This window comes from Mycobacterium sp. 852002-51971_SCH5477799-a (assembly GCF_001667145.1).
GTDB lineage: Bacteria > Actinomycetota > Actinomycetes > Mycobacteriales > Mycobacteriaceae > Mycobacterium.
This window is the reverse complement of the sequence record NZ_LZIF01000126.1, coordinates 1-15,928: the sequence shown is the minus strand read 5'-3', so window position 1 is coordinate 15,928 and position 15,928 is coordinate 1. Positions and strand designations below refer to the sequence as shown.

Annotated in this window: 14 protein-coding genes; 8 read left to right on the top strand and 6 right to left on the bottom strand. The window is 68.9% G+C overall.

The window, feature by feature from the left end; genetic code table 11:
- Positions 1 to 2,149, bottom strand: a 2,149-nt coding sequence (locus A5753_RS23455) for an ATP-binding protein (RefSeq protein ID WP_082971453.1), incomplete at its 3' end; no start/stop codon positions are given.
- Between the two features lie 253 nt (positions 2,150 to 2,402).
- The gene (locus A5753_RS23450; RefSeq protein ID WP_067134331.1) at positions 2,403 to 3,008 is read right to left on the bottom strand and encodes a bifunctional 2-polyprenyl-6-hydroxyphenol methylase/3-demethylubiquinol 3-O-methyltransferase UbiG; all 606 of its coding nucleotides are present in this window, start codon (positions 3,006 to 3,008) and stop codon (positions 2,403 to 2,405) included.
- A 17-nt stretch (positions 3,009 to 3,025) separates the two neighbouring features.
- Here A5753_RS23450 and A5753_RS23445 point away from each other — a divergent pair, with 17 nt between their 5' ends.
- Together A5753_RS23445 and A5753_RS23440 are read left to right on the top strand one after the other, a co-directional pair.
- Complete coding sequence (locus A5753_RS23445) at positions 3,026 to 3,490, top strand: tRNA (cytidine(34)-2'-O)-methyltransferase (RefSeq protein WP_067134329.1); 465 nt, start codon at positions 3,026 to 3,028, stop codon at positions 3,488 to 3,490.
- A gap of 36 nt (positions 3,491 to 3,526) precedes the next feature.
- Complete coding sequence (locus A5753_RS23440; RefSeq protein WP_067134325.1) at positions 3,527 to 3,853, top strand: YciI family protein; 327 nt, start codon at positions 3,527 to 3,529, stop codon at positions 3,851 to 3,853.
- Here the strand turns inward: A5753_RS23440 and A5753_RS23435 are convergent, their stop codons facing one another.
- The gene (locus A5753_RS23435) at positions 3,854 to 4,498 is read right to left on the bottom strand and encodes a nitroreductase family protein (RefSeq protein ID WP_067134322.1); all 645 of its coding nucleotides are present in this window, start codon (positions 4,496 to 4,498) and stop codon (positions 3,854 to 3,856) included. It abuts the gene before it with no gap.
- A 57-nt stretch (positions 4,499 to 4,555) separates the two neighbouring features.
- Positions 4,556 to 7,849 (bottom strand): error-prone DNA polymerase, encoded by a 3,294-nt coding sequence (locus A5753_RS23430; RefSeq protein WP_067134320.1) that lies wholly within the window; start codon positions 7,847 to 7,849, stop codon positions 4,556 to 4,558.
- A gap of 82 nt (positions 7,850 to 7,931) precedes the next feature.
- Here A5753_RS23430 and otsB point away from each other — a divergent pair, with 82 nt between their 5' ends.
- A complete protein-coding gene (otsB, locus tag A5753_RS23425) occupies positions 7,932 to 9,071 on the top strand; it encodes a trehalose-phosphatase (protein ID WP_067134317.1) in 1,140 nt (379 codons plus the stop codon).
- On the opposite strand, the gene A5753_RS23420 is transcribed toward otsB, so the two are convergent.
- Complete coding sequence (locus tag A5753_RS23420) at positions 9,068 to 9,934, bottom strand: MaoC/PaaZ C-terminal domain-containing protein (RefSeq protein WP_067134314.1); 867 nt, start codon at positions 9,932 to 9,934, stop codon at positions 9,068 to 9,070. The two genes, otsB and A5753_RS23420, sit on opposite strands and share 4 nt — an antisense overlap.
- Positions 9,935 to 10,071: 137 nt before the next feature.
- Here A5753_RS23420 and A5753_RS23415 point away from each other — a divergent pair, with 137 nt between their 5' ends.
- Both A5753_RS23415 and A5753_RS23410 read left to right on the top strand, forming a co-directional pair.
- Positions 10,072 to 10,785, top strand: coding sequence for a histidine phosphatase family protein (locus A5753_RS23415; RefSeq protein ID WP_067134311.1), 714 nt, complete (start codon positions 10,072 to 10,074; stop codon positions 10,783 to 10,785).
- A gap of 57 nt (positions 10,786 to 10,842) precedes the next feature.
- Positions 10,843 to 12,849: an SDR family oxidoreductase gene (locus tag A5753_RS23410; protein WP_067134308.1), complete on the top strand. Its 2,007-nt coding sequence runs from the start codon at positions 10,843 to 10,845 to the stop codon at positions 12,847 to 12,849.
- Here the strand turns inward: A5753_RS23410 and cmaA1 are convergent, their stop codons facing one another.
- Positions 12,850 to 13,737 carry a cyclopropane mycolic acid synthase CmaA1 gene (gene cmaA1, locus A5753_RS23405; RefSeq protein ID WP_067134306.1) on the bottom strand — a complete coding sequence of 296 codons (888 nt, stop codon included), beginning with the start codon at positions 13,735 to 13,737 and terminating at the stop codon, positions 12,850 to 12,852.
- Between the two features lie 32 nt (positions 13,738 to 13,769).
- Between cmaA1 and A5753_RS23400 the strand changes: the two genes are divergently transcribed.
- The 3 genes from A5753_RS23400 to A5753_RS23390 form a co-directional block, all read left to right on the top strand.
- Positions 13,770 to 14,804, top strand: coding sequence for a nucleoside hydrolase (locus A5753_RS23400; RefSeq protein ID WP_067134303.1), 1,035 nt, complete (start codon positions 13,770 to 13,772; stop codon positions 14,802 to 14,804).
- Positions 14,801 to 15,253, top strand: coding sequence for a hypothetical protein (locus A5753_RS23395; protein WP_067134300.1), 453 nt, complete (start codon positions 14,801 to 14,803; stop codon positions 15,251 to 15,253). The genes A5753_RS23400 and A5753_RS23395 overlap by 4 nt, the downstream gene beginning before the upstream one ends.
- Positions 15,254 to 15,398: 145 nt before the next feature.
- On the top strand, positions 15,399 to 15,928 hold a 530-nt coding region (locus tag A5753_RS23390), incomplete at its 3' end, for a beta-ketoacyl synthase N-terminal-like domain-containing protein (protein WP_304441445.1).

The following is a 15,928-nucleotide window of genomic DNA, read 5'->3' as shown; positions in this document are numbered from 1 at the left end:
GGGGGGGCGGGGGGGGGGCGCCCGCGCCCCCCACTTCGATGAGGCCGCTGGAACCCGGGTTGCGGCGCGGCAGCAAGGTGACCGACGGCCCGGACGCGTCCGGGGCGGTGCGCGACGCCGGTTCCTGCGGGCCGTCGTCCCGCCCGGTGTCATCCGCGGCGGCGACGGTCGCGCTGGCCACCTTGGCGCTCGGCGAGGAGACCGCGCGGATGTGGCGCGGCGGCGGCGACTCGGCGACAGCCAGGCCGGCGAGCACCGTCGGCGGCAGGTAGACCTCGGCGGTGGTGCCCGAGCCCGATTCGTTGGCCGCGGGGCCGCGCAGGCCCACCCGGATGCCGTGCCGGTCCGCGATCCGGCCGACCACGAAGAGACCCATGTGCCGGGCGTTGTCGGGGCTGACGTCGCCGCCAGCCTGCAGCCGCATGTTCGCCATGCGCCGGTCGGCGTCGTTCATCCCCAGACCGGCGTCGGCGATCCGCACCACAACTCCCCCGTCGCGGCCGCGTGACGCCGAGACGCGGGCGGACGTCGTCGGCGGCGAGTAGCGCAGCGCGTTGTCGATCAGCTCCGCGAACAGATGGATGGCACCACCGGCGGCCGCGCCGATCAGCGCACAGTCGGGCATCCCGGCGAGTTCGACGCGGCGGTAGTCCTCGACCTCGGACACCGCGGCGTTGATCACCGTGGCCAGCGGCACCGGGTCACGCTGGTCGCGTGCGAGCTGCGCGCCGGCCAGCACCAGCAGGTTGGCGCTGTTCCGGCGCAGCCGCGCCGCAAGGTGGTCGAGCCGGAACAGGCTGTCGAGGCGGTCCGGATTCTCCTCGTTGCGCTCCAGCCGGTCGATGAGCGCCAGCTGCTGGTCCACCAGCGTGCGGTTGCGCCGCGACATGGTCTCGAACATGTCGTTGACCAGCAGCCGCAACCGCGCCTCGTCGCCTGCCAGCAGCAGGGCCTGGGTGTGCAGCTCGTCGACCGCGTGCGCGACCTGCCCGATCTCCTCGGTGGTGTACACCGGCAGCGGGCTCGGAACCGGTTCGGCCCCACCGGCTTTCACGCTCGCGATCTCCTCTTCGAGATCGGTGTGGGCAACTTTGAGCGCGCCGTCACGCAGGATGCGCAGCGGCCGCACCAGCGCGCGCGCCACCAACAGCACGACCCCGAGCGCGATCACGATGGCGGCCAGCACCAGCGCGGCGTCCAGGATCGCGGCCGAGCGGCGTTCGGCGGCCTGGGCGTGCACCGACTTGGTCACCGATGCGGTGGAATCCTTGATGACCTGATCGGCGATGTCGTCGGTGGTCTGGATCGAACGCAGCAGGTCGGCGTTGTCGACGAGCACGCTGGCCGGATCGGACATGATCGCCATCCGGCTCACCATCTGCTGTTGCAGCGTCTTGGCCTCGGGTGAGCCGGCGCCGAGCACTTCGCTCATGCCGAACAGCGTCGACGGTTCGGTGCCCGCCAGGGTGATCATCGAGGTCCGCAGCTGCGGCTCGGGAAGCTCGGCCCCGCGGGTGATCAGGATCTTCTGCATTGTCATCTGGCCGCGGGCGCCGACCGCCCGGCTCAGACCCTGCGCCTCGGCGCGGATCTTTTCGTCGTCGACGCGAACCGAGGCGTTGATGACGTCTTCGGCCGTCAACAGGATCGGCGCGTAGAGCGTCACCCGCTCCCGCAAACCGAGGCTGGGGTCGGCCGCCTTGTTCACCAGCATCTGCCCGCCCTCGAGCAGGTTGCTCACGCCCGAGCTGACGTCGGCGCTGACGTTGGTGTCGTCCAGCCTGGCCTGCAACTCGTACTTGCGCGCCTCGTAGTTCTTCTTGGCGCCCTCGAGGTCGCGTCCGGTGGAACTGGCCACCAGCGCGACGTCGAGCGCCGACATGTACTTGGTGATCACCGGCGCCACGTCGGCGCGGGTGGCCGCCAGCCGCAGGCCGGCCGCGTTGGCCATCGCGCCGTGGATGCGCAGCGCCCCGAACGCCGTCGCCAATACCAGCGGGACCAGCACGATCGCCAGCACCTTCCAGCGCACCGGCCAGTTGCTCAGCGACCAGGTCGGCGGGCGTTTGGCACGCCCGGCCTCCGCACCGCTGTTGGGTGCGGCCTCGACGACATCCGCCTCGGCCGGTTTGGCCGGGCGGGTGAACATGGTCACGTGATCGCGGCCGCGCGAGCGGCCGCTGCGCTGACACTGAGCGCTGAAGGAAACGAGAGGCTCATGAAACTTCCTGCTTTATTTGGCCCGCCCCGCGCCAAATACGCGTGTGCGTGTAGGTGTGGCAATCCGACGAGTATGACAGCCCGCAGCGCATGCCACCAGAATCGTTACTGAGCAGACAGGTCCCTCCAAGGTGGCGCCGCACCCGCGCGGCCACCCCTGGCAAACACCGGAACGCGACAGGCTAAGCGGGCCGAAGGAGCGCAACGAGGAAATCGGAGTCGTCGGTGAACGGCCGCATGTCCCACGTTGACAGCAGCAGATCGGGCGCAAAGCCCGCGTCGGCCGCGTCGTTGAGGAAGTCGGCGAACTCGTATTCGCGGTAGGCGCCGAAGCCGATCGCCGCGCGGCCATCGTCGGCGACGTGGGCGCGCAGCCGGCTCAGCACCTGGACCCGGGTGCTGGGGGCGAGGAACGCCATGACGTTGCCGGCCGACACGATGACGTCGAAAGGTTCGGAGATGCCGCGCGCGGGCAGGTCCAGCTCGGCGAGGTCGCCGACCAGCCAGCGCGGCCCGGGGTAGTCCTGCTCGGCCGCCTCGATCAGCGCCGGGTCCACGTCCACGCCGACCACATCGTGACCGGCCTGCGCCAGATACCCGCCGAGGCGCCCGGGCCCGCAGCCGGCGTCGAGAATCCGCGCGCCGCGCGGCGCCATCGCGTCCACGAAACGGGCCTCGCCGGCCAGGTCGTCACCGGCGCGGGCCATGGCACGGAAACGCTCGATGTACCACTGCGAATGCCCCGGATCGGCAGTGACCTTCTGCATCCAGATGCTCTGCTCGACCATGCGACCATTATCCCGTTGTGTTCAAGCTGATGTTCTACTCGCCGCGGATCCCGCCCAACACCGGCAACGCCATCCGGACGGTGGCGGCGACGGGCTGCGAATTGCATTTGGTCGAGCCGATGGGTTTCGACCTGTCCGAACCCAAGCTGCGCCGGGCGGGCCTGGACTATCACGACCTCGCATCGGTCACCGTGCACGCGTCGCTGGCGGCCGCCTGGGCGGCGCTGTCACCGCAGCGGGTGTTCGCGTTCACCTCGCACGCGCCGACCTCGTTCGCCGACGTGCGCTACCGGGCCGGCGACGTGCTGATGTTCGGTCCCGAGCCCACCGGGCTGGACGCCGCGACGCTGGCCGACCCGCACGTCACCGCGCAGGTGCGCATCCCGATGCTGGCGGGCCGGCGCTCGCTGAACCTGTCCAACGCCGCGGCGATCGCCGTCTACGAAGCCTGGCGGCAGCACGGCTACGCCGGCGCGGTGTAGCGACGAGTTCTGCATCAGAAAAGAGTCAGCCTTGATATGCCTAAATTCATCACGATCGGTTACGGCGAAGAGGCCGGATACCGCCAATTGACCGGCGACCGCAAACAGGCCGCACACGCCCGCGACGACGAACTCCGCGCGTCCGGCGCGCTAGTGGGTCGAGCTGGGGACCCCGTCCAGGTGCGCAACCCGGACGGCGCGGGGATACGCATCGAGCCCGGCCCCTTCCTGCGATCGGCGTTGCCGATCGCAGGGTTCGCGGTCATCGACGCCGACGACATTGACGCGGCGATCGAGCGGGTGAGCCAGACGCCGTGTGCGGTCGCGCACGGGATCGTCGAGGTTTGGCCTCTTCAGACCTGATTACCAGGCATTCCAGTGCGTGAGCTGCTCGGCGGGCAGCCTCTTGGCCGGGCGGAAGTCGGTGCCCTTGGTGTAGGCGATCGGAAACAGCCCGCCCTGGCTGTACTTGTCGTGCGGGATGCCGAGCACGTCCGCGACCTGCTGTTCACCGTCACCCAGCAGGTGCAGCGTCGTCCAGCAGGACCCCAAACCCCGCGAGCGAAGTGCCAGGCAGAAGCTCCAGACTGCCGGAAACAGCGAAGCCCAGAACGAGACGCCGCCCAGCGGCTGCTTCTCCTCTCGGCCGAAGATGCAGGGGATCATCAGCACCGGTGCCTCGTGCATGTGCTCGGCGAGGTAGGTCGCGGAGTCGCGGACCTTGTCCATCCGTTCCCCCCGGGTGTCCCCCTCGCCGTACTCGGGAGCGGGCGAGGCGAGGTAGGCCCGCGCGTTGGCCAGGTAGACGTCGGCGATCGCCTTCTTCTTGTCCGCATCCTCGACGAAAACCCATTGCCAGCCCTGCGAATTGGAGCCGGTGGGCGCCTGCAGCGCCAGTTCGAGGCATTCCATCAGCACGTCGCGGCCCACCGGCTTGTCGAAGTCGAGACGCTTGCGGACCGAGCGGGTGGTGGTGAGGACTTCGTCGACGGACAGGTTGAGGGTCATGTTGTGGAGACTACCGAGGCGGCCGGCCGCGGGAGGTACCCACAATCGGCGCACCGGTCACCGGAAGTCGCGGGACTTCGAGCCGACCGCCAGAGTGATGCGGCCCAGCCGTTCGGCGACGACGGTGATCGCGCCGCTGGCGTTTTGGACCTGCCCGCGCACCAGCAGCGCCGGGGCCGAGTTCGCCAGCTTGCGATGCCGTGACCACACCCACGGCGCGCAGAGCACGTTGATCATCCCGGTTTCGTCCTCGAGGTTGATGAACGTGACCCCCTGCGCCGTGCCGGGCCGCTGCCGATGGGTGACCGCGCCCGCGATCAGCACGCGGTCGCCGTCGGGAATCGAGCCCAGCTGCTCGGCGGGCACCACCCCCATCGCGTCCAGATCGGCCCGCAGGAACTGCGTCGGATAACTGTCCGGGGAGACACCGGTGGCCCACACGTCGGCGGCGGCCAGTTCCAGCTCGCTCATCCCGGGCAGCGCCGGGACGTGCGACGACGATCCCACCCCGGGCAGTCGGCCCGGCCGCTGGGTGGCCGCGGCTCCGGCCGCCCACAACGCCTCACGCCGGGACATGTCGAAGCAGGCAAAAGCCCCCGCCGTCGCCAGCGCCTCGGTCTGCGGCACCGAAAACTGCAGCCGGGTCGTCAAGTCCAGCAGAGAAGCGAACGGGCCGTTGGCTTTTCGCTCCTCGACGAGTTGCTCGGCCAGGTCGTCGCCGATATGGCGGACAGCGCCCAGCCCCAGGCGAACCTCGGTTCCGGCGTTGTGCAGGGTGGCATGCGCCAGGCTGGCGTTGACATCCGGACCGTGCACCGTCACGCCGTGCCGGCGCGCATCGGCCACCAGCGATTGCGGCGAGTAGAACCCCATCGGCTGGGCGCGCAGCAGCGCCGCGCAGAACGCCGCCGGGTGATGCAGCTTGAACCACGACGAGTAGAAGACCAGCGACGCGAAGCTCAGCGCATGGCTTTCGGGAAAGCCGAAATTAGCGAAGGCTTCCAGCTTTTCGTAGGTGCGGTCGATCACCTCGTCGGCGGCGCCGTGCAGCTCGCGCATGCCCTCGTAGAACCGACAGCGCAGCCGTCGCATGCGTTCGGCCGAGCGTTTGGACCCCATGGCGCGGCGCAGCTGATCGGCCTCGGCGGCCGAGAAGCCGGCGCAGTCGACCGCGAGCTGCATCAGCTGCTCCTGAAAGAGCGGCACCCCCAACGTCTTTCGCAGGGCCGGTTCCATCGACGGATGGTCGTAGACTACCGGGGCCTCCCCGTTGCGCCGCCGGATGTAGGGATGCACCGACCCGCCCTGGATGGGGCCTGGGCGAATCAGCGCGACCTCCACCACCAGGTCGTAGAACACCCGCGGCCGCAGGCGCGGCAGCGTGGCCATCTGCGCGCGCGACTCCACCTGGAACACGCCGACCGAATCGGCGCGGGCCAGCATCTCATACACCGCCGGCTCGGAGAGGTCGAGGCGGGCCAGGTCCACCTCGATCCCCTTGTGCTCGGCCACCAGGTCGATGGCATAGTGCAGCGCCGAGAGCATCCCCAGCCCGAGCAGGTCGAACTTCACCAAACCGATTGCCGCACAGTCGTCTTTGTCCCACTGCAGGACGCTGCGGTTCTCCATGCGCGCCCACTCCACCGGGCACACGTCGGCGATCGGACGGTCGCAGATCACCATGCCGCCGGAATGAATGCCCATGTGCCGCGGCAGGTTCCGGATCTGGTTGGCCAGGTCGACCACCGGTTCGGGGATGCCGTCGACATCGGGTGAGTCGGCCAGCCCGTTCCAGTGGTTGATCTGCTTGCTCCACGCGTCCTGCTGCCCCTGCGAGAAGCCCAGGGCGCGGGCCATGTCGCGCACCGCGATCTTTCCCCGGTAGGTGATGACGTTGGCGACCTGGGCGGCGTAGTCGCGGCCGTACTTGTCATAGACGTACTGGATGACCTTTTCGCGCTGATCGGACTCGATGTCCATGTCGATGTCGGGCGGCCCGTCGCGGGCCGGCGACAGGAAGCGCTCGAACAGCAACTCGTTGGCCACCGGGTCGACGGCGGTGACACCGAGGGCGTAACAGACCGCGGAGTTGGCCGCCGATCCCCGGCCCTGGCACAGGATGTTGTTCTCCCGGCAGAACCAGGCGATGTCGTGCACCACCAGGAAATAGCCCGGAAATGTAAGCTGGGCAATGACTTTGAGTTCGTGTTCGATCTGTGCATACGCGCGAGGCGCGTGCTCGGCCGACCCGTAACGGTCGCGCGCCCCGGCCATGGTCAGCTGCCGCAGCCAGCTGTCCTCGGTGTGTCCGGCGGGAACGTCGAACGGCGGCAGCTGCGGCGCGATGAGCGCCAGCCCGAACGCGCACTGCTCGCCAAGCTCGGCGGCCGCGGTCACCGGGTCAGGGCCCCCAAGGGGCACATGCGCGAACAGCCGGGCCATCTCCTCACCGGAGCGCAGGTGCGAACCACCCAACGGAGCCAGCCACCCGGCGGCCGAATCCAGCGACTGCCGGGCCCGGATGGCGCCCATCGCCATGGCCAGCCGGCGGCGCGACGGCCCCGCGAAATGCGCGCCGGTGGTGGCGACGACGCCGACACCGAAGCGCGGGGCCAGCGCGGCCAGCACCCCGTTGCGTTCGTCGTCGAGCGGTTGACCGTGATGGGTCAGCTCGATGCTGACCCGATGAGCCCCGAACCGGTCCACCAAATCGGCCAGCGCCCGCTCCGCCGCCGAGGGTCCGCCCTCGCAAAGCGCTTGGCGGACATGCCCTTTGCGACAACCCGTCAGGATGTGCCAGTGCCCGCCCGCGGCTTCGGTCAGCGCGTCGAAATCGTAGCGGGGCTTGCCCTTCTCGCCGCCGGCCAGATGGGCCGTGGCCAGTTGCCGCGACAACCGCCGGTAACCCTCGGCGCCGCGGGCCAGCACCAGCAGATGCGGGCCGGGCGGATCCGGCTGCTCGGTGCGGGCACCCGGGCCAAGCGACAGTTCGGCACCGAACACGGTGCGCATGTCGAGTTCGGCCGCCGCTTCGGCGAACCGCACCGCCCCGTACAAGCCGTCGTGGTCGGTGAGCGCCAGGGCGCGCAGGTCCAGCCGGGTCGCCTCCTCGACCAGCTCCTCGGGTGTGCTGGCCCCATCCAGGAAGCTGTACGCCGAATGCGCATGCAGTTCGGCATAAGCGACGGACGAGCTGGACGCCCGGCCGTCATCCGGCGGCTGATACGTCGCGCGCCTGCGCGACAGCGGGCCGTCGGATTCCGGGCCCGCCGATTCCCCGGCATGGCGCGGCTTGCTGTCGAGCACCCGCTCCATTTCCGCCCAGCTCGGCGGTCCGTTGAACCAGCCCACGCATGCGAGTATATCGAACTGGTGTTCGACAAGACCTCGACTCAGCGCAACGGTTGGCTGACCACCGTGAGAAGGTTGGTCAATGGGCAAGTCCGGGCCGGTCGTCATCGACCCGCGCCGCCATGACGCGGTGCTGTTCGACACCGACGCCGCGCTCGGCTCATCCTTGGCCGCACAGCTGCGCGAGATCGGGGTGGACGCCGCCGTCATTGCGGCGGACGGCCCGGTGCAGGCGGCCAATGGTCTACGGGTGCGCCCCGGCCGCTGCGTGGTGGTCGCCGGGGACCCCGCGGGGGTCGAGGCCGCGCGCGCCGCGGGCTTCGCGTTGGTGATCGGCGTCGACCCGGCCGGTCACGGCGACGCGCTGCGTGAGGCCGACGCGGTGGTCGCCGATCTGGGCGACGTGACCGTGCGGACCGGCGACCGTCGCATGTCGCAGCTGCCCGACGCGTCGCAGGCCTTGGCCGATGGGCTGGCCGGCCGGCGACCGGCGGTGTTCTTCGACTTCGACGGCACCCTGTCCGACATCGTCGACGACCCGGACTCGGCGCGGCCGGTCGCCGGGGCCACCGAGGCGCTGGAAAAGCTGGCCGCGCGGTGCCCCGTCGCGGTGTTGTCCGGCCGCGACCTCGCCGACGTCACGAAACGCGTTGGCGTGCCAGGTGTTTGGTATGCGGGCAGCCACGGTTTCGAGTTGACCGCCCCCGACGGCACGCATCACCAGAACGACGACGCGGCCGCGGCCATCCCCGTGCTCGAGCGGGCGGCCGGTGAACTGCGCGACCGGCTCGGTGCGATTGCCGGTGTTGTGGTGGAGCACAAGCGATTCGGGGTGGCCGTGCATTACCGCAACGCCGAACGCGACCGGGTCGGCGAGGTGCTGGCGGCGGTGCGCGCGGCGGGTCGCCGCGACGAGCTTCGGGTCACCACCGGCCGCGAGGTCATCGAGCTGCGCCCAGACCTGGACTGGGACAAGGGAAAAACGCTGCGCTGGGTGATCGATCACCTGCACCAGGCCGGGTCGGGTTCGCTGACGCCGGTCTACCTCGGCGACGACATCACCGACGAGGACGCGTTCGACGCGGTGCGCACCGATGGCGTGCCCATCCTGGTGCGGCACGACGACGACGGCGACCGCGCCACCGCGGCGCTATTCGCCCTGGACAGCCCAGCTCGGGCGGGCGAATTCACCGACCGGCTGGCGGATCAGCTGGGGAGCTAGGCGTATTCCACGGCGCCGTCGTCGAGCACCACCCGGGCGTCGGCCCCGTCCGGACCGGAAGCCTCGGTGCGGAACACCGCCTTGCCCGGCTCGGTGCGCCAGACCAGCGTGGTGAGTGTCTCGCCGGGGAACACCGGCGAGGTGAACCGCGACGCGATCGAGGTGACGTTGGCCGCGACGCCCTGGCCCAGCTCGGACACCAGCGCGCGACCCGATACCCCGTAGGTGCACAGCCCGTGCAGGATCGGCTTGGGGAAGCCGGCCAGCTCCCGGGCGAACCACGGGTCGCTGTGCAGCGGGTTGCGGTCACCGGAGAGCCGGTAGATCAGCGCCTGGTCTTCGCGGGTGGGCAGCGGGATGCGCGCGTCGGGCTCGCGGTCCGGGAATTCCGGTGCGACCGGCCGCTGACCCGGCATGCCCCCGAAGCCACCCTCGCCCCGGATGACCAGCGTGGTGAGCGTCTCGGCGATCAGCTGCCCGGATTCCGGCTCGGTGCCCCGGCCGCGCAACACCAGGATCGCGTTCTTGCCCTCGCCTTTGTCCTGGATGTCGGCGACCTCGGAAACCACCGAGAGCTTGCCCGCGGGCGGCAGCGGCGCATGCAGCCGGATGCTCTGCGATCCGTGTAACAGCATGGCCCAGTTGAACTTTCCGACCAGGCCGGCCGCGCCGAAGGCCGGACAGCAGATGACCGCATACGTGGGCAACACCTGCTGGTCGATGTCGTGGCTGTTCTCGGTGGTGAAAGGCAGGTCGTCGACCCCGGCGCCGACACCGAGCGCGTAGAGCAGAGTGTCCCGGTCGGTCCATTCGAACTGCACGGGCTCGGTGACCGCCCCGACGGCACTCGGATCAATCGCCATAGAAGTCTCCTGATCGTTGGTAGGGATCCTCGGTCCACTCTGGCATCCGACGAAATCGCGACGCTACTCCAGGCCGCGCGGTAACAAACCAGCGCAAACCCTTCCCACCGGAGCCGTCGGCAGGGCAGGCTATCGACATGCCCAAGCGCAGGATGATCCGGAAAGCCGCGGTGGCGCTCGCCGCACTCACCGCCACGATGATCGTCGCCGGCTGCGGTGGTTCGCCACAGGCCCGCTCCATCACCGTCACATTCATCCGGCACGCCCAGTCCGAGGCCAACGCCGCCGGCATCATCGACACCGAGGTACCGGGGCCGGGGCTGACCCCGGAGGGCAAGGGGCAGGCCGAACAGCTCGCGCACCAACTGGGCCACAAGGACTACGACAGCGTCTACGCCTCCACCATGACCCGGGCTCAGCAAACCGCCGCTCCGTTGGCCGCCGCGCTCGGCAAGCGGGTGGAGGTCCTGCCCGGCATCCAGGAGATCAACGCCGGCTGGTACAACGGCAAACCCGATTCGATGTCGAAGTCGACGTACATGCTGGCGCCGGTGGACTGGATCAACGGCGACGTCTCCAACAGCATCCCCGGCTCGGTGAGCGGCAAGGAGTTCAACGAACAGTTCACCGCGGCCGTCAACAAGATCTACAACAGCGGCCATCGCAACCCGGTGGTGTTCTCGCACCGGAACTCGATCATGGTGTGGACGCTGATGAACGTGCAGAACGCCAAGGACAGCCTGATGGACAGCCACCCGATTCCCAACACGGGCCGGGTGGTGATCAGCGGTAACCCGATGACCGGCTGGACGCTGGTCGACTGGGACGGGATCCGCGACTTCAGCAACTAGCGCCCCGCGCTGAACGTCACAGTTGACGTGCGCGGCTGCCACCGCCACCATGTCTTCATGCGGTATGTCGTTACCGGCGGTACCGGGTTTATTGGTCGCCGTGTCGTGTCTCGTCTTGTGGAGTCCCGCCCCGACGCGCAGGTGTTCGTGCTCGTGCGACGGCAGTCGCTGGGCCGCTTCGAGCGGCTCGCCGAACAGTGGGGGGAGCGGGTGAAACCGCTGGTCGCCGGCCTGCCGGAACTGGAGCTGAGCGACGAGACCCTCGCCGAGCTGGGCCAGATCGATCACGTGGTGCACTGCGCGGCGATCTACGACCTGACCGCCGGTGAGCCCGAGCAGCGGGCCAGCAACGTCGAGGGCACCCGCGCGGTGATCGAGCTGGCGCAGCGGCTGGACGCCACGCTGCACCACATGTCGTCGATCGCCGTGGCGGGCGATTTCGCCGGCGAATACACCGAGGACGATTTCGACGTCGGCCAGCAACTGCCGACCCCGTATCACCAGACCAAGTTCGAGGCCGAGCTGCTGGTGCGCTCGGCGCCCGGACTGCGTCATCGCATCTACCGCCCGGCGGTGGTGGTGGGCGATTCACGCACCGGCGAGATGGACAAGGTGGACGGGCCGTACTACTTCTTCGGCGTGCTGGCCAAGCTGGCCGTACTCCCGTCGTTGACCCCGATGCTGCTGCCCGACACCGGTCGCACCAACATCGTCCCGGTCGACTACGTCGTCGACGCGCTGGTCGCGCTGATGCATGCCGAAGGCCGCGACGGGCAGACGTTCCACCTGACCGCCGAGAAAACCATTGGCCTGCGCGGCATCTACCGCGGCGTGGCCAAGGCGGCCGGGCTGCCGCCGCTGCGCGGTTCGCTCCCCCGCTCGGTGGCCGCCCCGGTGCTCAAGGTGCGCGGACGCGCCAGGGTCGTGCGCAACATGGTGGCCACCCAGCTCGGCATTCCCGCCGAGGTGTTCGAAGTCGTAGACCTGGTCCCCACCTTTGTCAGTGAGAAGACGCGAAACGCCTTGCGGGGCAGCGGTATAGCCGTTCCGGAGTTCTCCAGTTACGCCCACAAGCTGTGGCGGTACTGGGCGGAGCACCTCGATCCGGACCGTGCTCGCCGCGACGATCCGCAGGGACCGTTGCAGGGCAGGCACGTCATCATCACCGGCGCGTCCAGCGGCATCGGCCGGGCTGCGGCGATCGCTATCGCGGAGCGGGGAGCCACCGTGTTCGCGCTGGCCCGCAACGGTGAGGCGCTGGATTCGCTGGTCGCCGAGATCCGCGCCAATGGTGGCGCCGCCCATGCCTTTACCTGCGATGTCACCGATTCCGCGTCGGTGGAACATACGGTGAAAGACATCTTGGGGCGCTTCGACCATGTCGACTACCTGGTGAACAACGCCGGTCGGTCGATCCGCCGCTCGGTGGTCAACTCGACCGACCGGCTACACGACTACGAACGGGTGATGGCGGTCAACTATTTCGGCGCGGTGCGGATGGTGCTCGCGCTGCTACCGCATTGGCGCGAGCGCCGGTTCGGTCACATCGTCAACGTGTCGAGCGCCGGCGTGCAGGCCCGCAATCCCAAGTACAGCTCCTACCTGCCGTCCAAGGCCGCGCTGGACGCGTTCTCCGACGTGGTGGGTTCGGAGGTGCTGTCCGACCACATCACCTTCACCAACATCCACATGCCGCTGGTGCGCACCCCCATGATCGTGCCGTCACACCGGCTCAACCCGGTGCCGGCGATCAGCCCCGAGCGTGCGGCGGCGATGGTGGTGCGCGGCCTGGTGGAAAAGCCGGCCCGCATCGACACCCCGCTGGGCACGCTCGCCGAGGCCGGCAATTACTTCGCGCCGAGGACGTCGCGGCGCGTTCTGCACCAGCTCTACCTCGGCTACCCCGATTCGGCCGCGGCGCGCGGGCTGACCGCCGCACCCGCCCCGGCCCCGCGGACCGCTCGCCGCAAGCCCAGCCGGCCCGTGCGCGCCGTCACCCGGGGCATCCGAGCGCCCCGCCCGGTCAAGCGGCTGGTCCGCCTGGTGCCCGGGGTGCACTGGTGATCATTTCTGCAGCGTGAACTGGTTGACGTCGGTGTATCCGATCCGGAACGCGTCGGCGCAACCGGTCAGGTATTTCATGTACCGCTCGTAGACTTCCTCGGACTGCACCGCGATGGCCTCGTCCTTATGGGCTTGCAATGCGGCGGCCCAGATGTCGAGGGTCTTGGCGTAGTGCGGCTGCAGCGACTGCACCCGGCTCACCGTGAAACCGTTCGCGGTGGCCCGCTCTTCCACCATCGGTATCGACGGCAGCCGCCCGCCCGGGAAGATCTCGGTGACAATGAATTTGATGAACCTGGCGAATGTGAACGAGATCGGCATGCCGCGCTCGGCCATCTCCGTCGGGTGCAGCCCGGTGATCGTGTGCAGCAGCATGACCCCGTCGTCGGGCAGCAGGTCATGCATCAGGGTGAAGAACGCGTCGTAGCGCTCGTGCCCGAAGTGCTCGAAGGCGCCGATGCTGACGATCCGGTCGACCGGCTCGTCGAACTTCTCCCAGCCCTCCAGCAGCACCCGGGCCGAGCGAGGGCTCCCGGACCGGGCGATCAGCTGCTCGACGTGCTCGGCCTGGTTGCGGCTCAGGGTGAGGCCGACGACGTTGACGTCGTACTTTTCCACGGCGCGCATCATGGTGGCGCCCCACCCGCAGCCGACGTCTAGCAACGTCATGCCCGGCTGCAGGCCAAGTTTGCCGAGCGCGAGGTCGATTTTGGCGATCTGCGCCTCTTCCAGCGTCATGTCGTCGCGCTCGAAGTAGGCGCAGCTGTACGTCTGGGTCGGGTCCAGAAACAGCCGGAAGAAATCGTCCGACAGGTCGTAGTGGGCCTGCACATCGTCGAAGTGCGGCGTTAAGTCTGTCCCCTCGGGGGGCTCCGACGTCGTTGGCATCGTGCCAGCCTAGCCCCGGTATCTTGGAAACAATGAACTCGCCCGTTTTCGTCGACGTCGATACCGGCGTCGACGATGCGCTGGCGCTGATGTACCTGTTCGCCAGCCCCGATGCCGAAGTGGTCGGCATCGCCTCGACCGGAGGAAACGTTGGGGTGGAGCAGGTTTGCGAAAACAACCTGGGCCTGCTGGAGCTGTGCGAACGTACCGGCATCCCGGTCTCCAAGGGTTACGAACAGACCCTGACCGGGCCGATGCGGCTGCCGTCAAAAGTCCACGGCCCAAGGGGATTGGGCTACGCCGACCTGCCGCCGGGCTCGGGCCGGCTCACCGACTACGACTCGGCCGGCGCCTGGGTGCGTGCGGCGCGCGCCTCCCCCGGCGAGCTCATCGGCGTGGCGACCGGGCCGCTGACCAACCTGGCGCTGGCACTGCGCGCCGAGCCCGAGTTGCCGGCGCTGCTCAAGCGGCTGGTGATCATGGGCGGTTCCTATGATCACCGGGGCAACACCACCGCGGTCGCGGAGTGGAACATCAGCGTCGACCCTGAGGCGGCGGCCGAGGTGCTGGCCGCCTGGTGTCCGAAAGTCGCTGATCAACAGCGGCTTCCGATCTTGTGCGGCCTCGATCTGACGCGCAAGGTGGCGATGACGCCCGATCACCTGGCGCGGCTGGCGGCGGCCGCGGAGTCGACGACGACACGGCTGAGCGAACATGACACGCCCGGAACCCGGTCGACGGCGTCCAACCCGCTGATTCGGGTGATCGAGGACGCGATGCGGTTCTACCTGGAGGCCTATCACGAGCTCGGTCACGGGTATCAGGCACACCTGCACGATCCGCTGGCCGCCGCCGTCGCGCTGGATCCCGAGTTGGTCAAGACGCGTCCGGCGACGGTGGACATCGAGCTGACCGGAACGCTGACGCGCGCCATGACGGTGACCGACTGGTCGGACCGTCGAGAACCCAACGCGCTCATCGGGATTGACGTGGATGCGGCAGCGTTTTTCGATCGGTTCATCGAGCAGGTGGGGCGGTTTGCGCATCAATTAGGGGGTGTCCGATGAAGATTCGTGCGATCGAGCTGATCCGGGCCGGGTGGGGCGCGGTGTTGCTGACCGCCCCGGGCGAGGTGCTCGAGCACATCCATGGGGTGCGGGTGGACGGCAAGGCGCTCGTGGTCACCCGGATCCTGGGGGCACGCCATGTGACCCAGGCGCTGCTATCGGGTGTCAACCCCGGCCCGGAGGTGCTGGCGGCCGGGGTCTGGGTCGATACCGTGCACTCGGCGACCGCACTCGGCCTGGCCGTGGTCGACCGGCGCCGCGCTCGCGGTGGGGCGGCCGACGCCGTCGTCGCGGCGTCGTGGGCGGTCCTGGGCTGGCGCCACCTGCGCGACGGCAAAGCCAGGACCGAGGGGGTGCGCGGCCGCGACCGGCTGGCCCGCACCGTGGTGGGCGCGCTGCCCGGGGGGCACGGGCTGATGGCGCGAGCGCAGGCGGTCCGCGAGCAATAAGTGAGCTTGCCGGTATCCGGAAAGCGAAAGGCCGCCGTCCAAGTTTGTGGCGCTGGGGACAATGACGCATGTGTTTTTATGTTTGGGTGGGGAGGGGGCTCGACGTCGTGTGTCGACAGCTCTCAAGTGAAAGGTTCTGCGAGTCATGACCGAGTTGGTTACCGGGAAATCGTTGCCCAATGTGGTCGTCACTGGTGTCGCCATGACGACCGCGTTGGCAACTGATGCCGAAACCACCTGGAAGTTGTTGTTGGACAGCCAAAGTGGTATCCGCAAACTCGAGGATTCGTTCGTCGAAGAGTTCGACCTGCCGGTGCGCATCGGCGGGCATCTGCAGGAGGAATTCGACGCCGGACTGACGCGCGCCGAACGCCACCGGATGGGTTACCTGCAGCGGATGTCGACGGTGTTGAGCCGGCGGGTCTGGGAGAACGCCGGTTCGCCGGAGGTCGACAGCAACCGGCTGATGGTGTCCATCGGCACCGGCCTGGGGTCCGCCGAGCAGATCGTGTTCAGTTACGACGATTTGCGGGCTCGCGGCATGAAGGGGGTCTCACCGCTGGCGGTGTCGAAGTACATGCCCGACGGCGCCGCCGTCGCGGTGGGGCTGGAGCGGCACGCCAAGGCCGGGGTGATCACGCCGGTGTCGGCGTGCGCGTCGGGGTCTGAGGGTGT

Excerpts from the sequence above, each read along its gene's own strand:
- A5753_RS23415 (WP_067134311.1), top strand. The coding sequence starts at position 10,072 with ATGCCCAAGCGCAGGATGATCCGGAAAGCCGCGGTGGCGCTCGCCGCA.
- A5753_RS23395 (WP_067134300.1), top strand. The coding sequence starts at position 14,801 with ATGAAGATTCGTGCGATCGAGCTGATCCGGGCCGGGTGGGGCGCGGTG.
- cmaA1 (WP_067134306.1), bottom strand. The coding sequence starts at position 13,737 with ATGCCAACGACGTCGGAGCCCCCCGAGGGGACAGACTTAACGCCGCAC.
- A5753_RS23440 (WP_067134325.1), top strand. The coding sequence starts at position 3,527 with ATGCCTAAATTCATCACGATCGGTTACGGCGAAGAGGCCGGATACCGC.
- A5753_RS23450 (WP_067134331.1), bottom strand. The coding sequence starts at position 3,008 with ATGGTCGAGCAGAGCATCTGGATGCAGAAGGTCACTGCCGATCCGGGG.
- A5753_RS23400 (WP_067134303.1), top strand. The coding sequence starts at position 13,770 with ATGAACTCGCCCGTTTTCGTCGACGTCGATACCGGCGTCGACGATGCG.
- A5753_RS23410 (WP_067134308.1), top strand. The coding sequence starts at position 10,843 with ATGCGGTATGTCGTTACCGGCGGTACCGGGTTTATTGGTCGCCGTGTC.
- otsB (WP_067134317.1), top strand. The coding sequence starts at position 7,932 with ATGGGCAAGTCCGGGCCGGTCGTCATCGACCCGCGCCGCCATGACGCG.
- A5753_RS23420 (WP_067134314.1), bottom strand. The coding sequence starts at position 9,934 with ATGGCGATTGATCCGAGTGCCGTCGGGGCGGTCACCGAGCCCGTGCAG.
- A5753_RS23435 (WP_067134322.1), bottom strand. The coding sequence starts at position 4,498 with ATGACCCTCAACCTGTCCGTCGACGAAGTCCTCACCACCACCCGCTCG.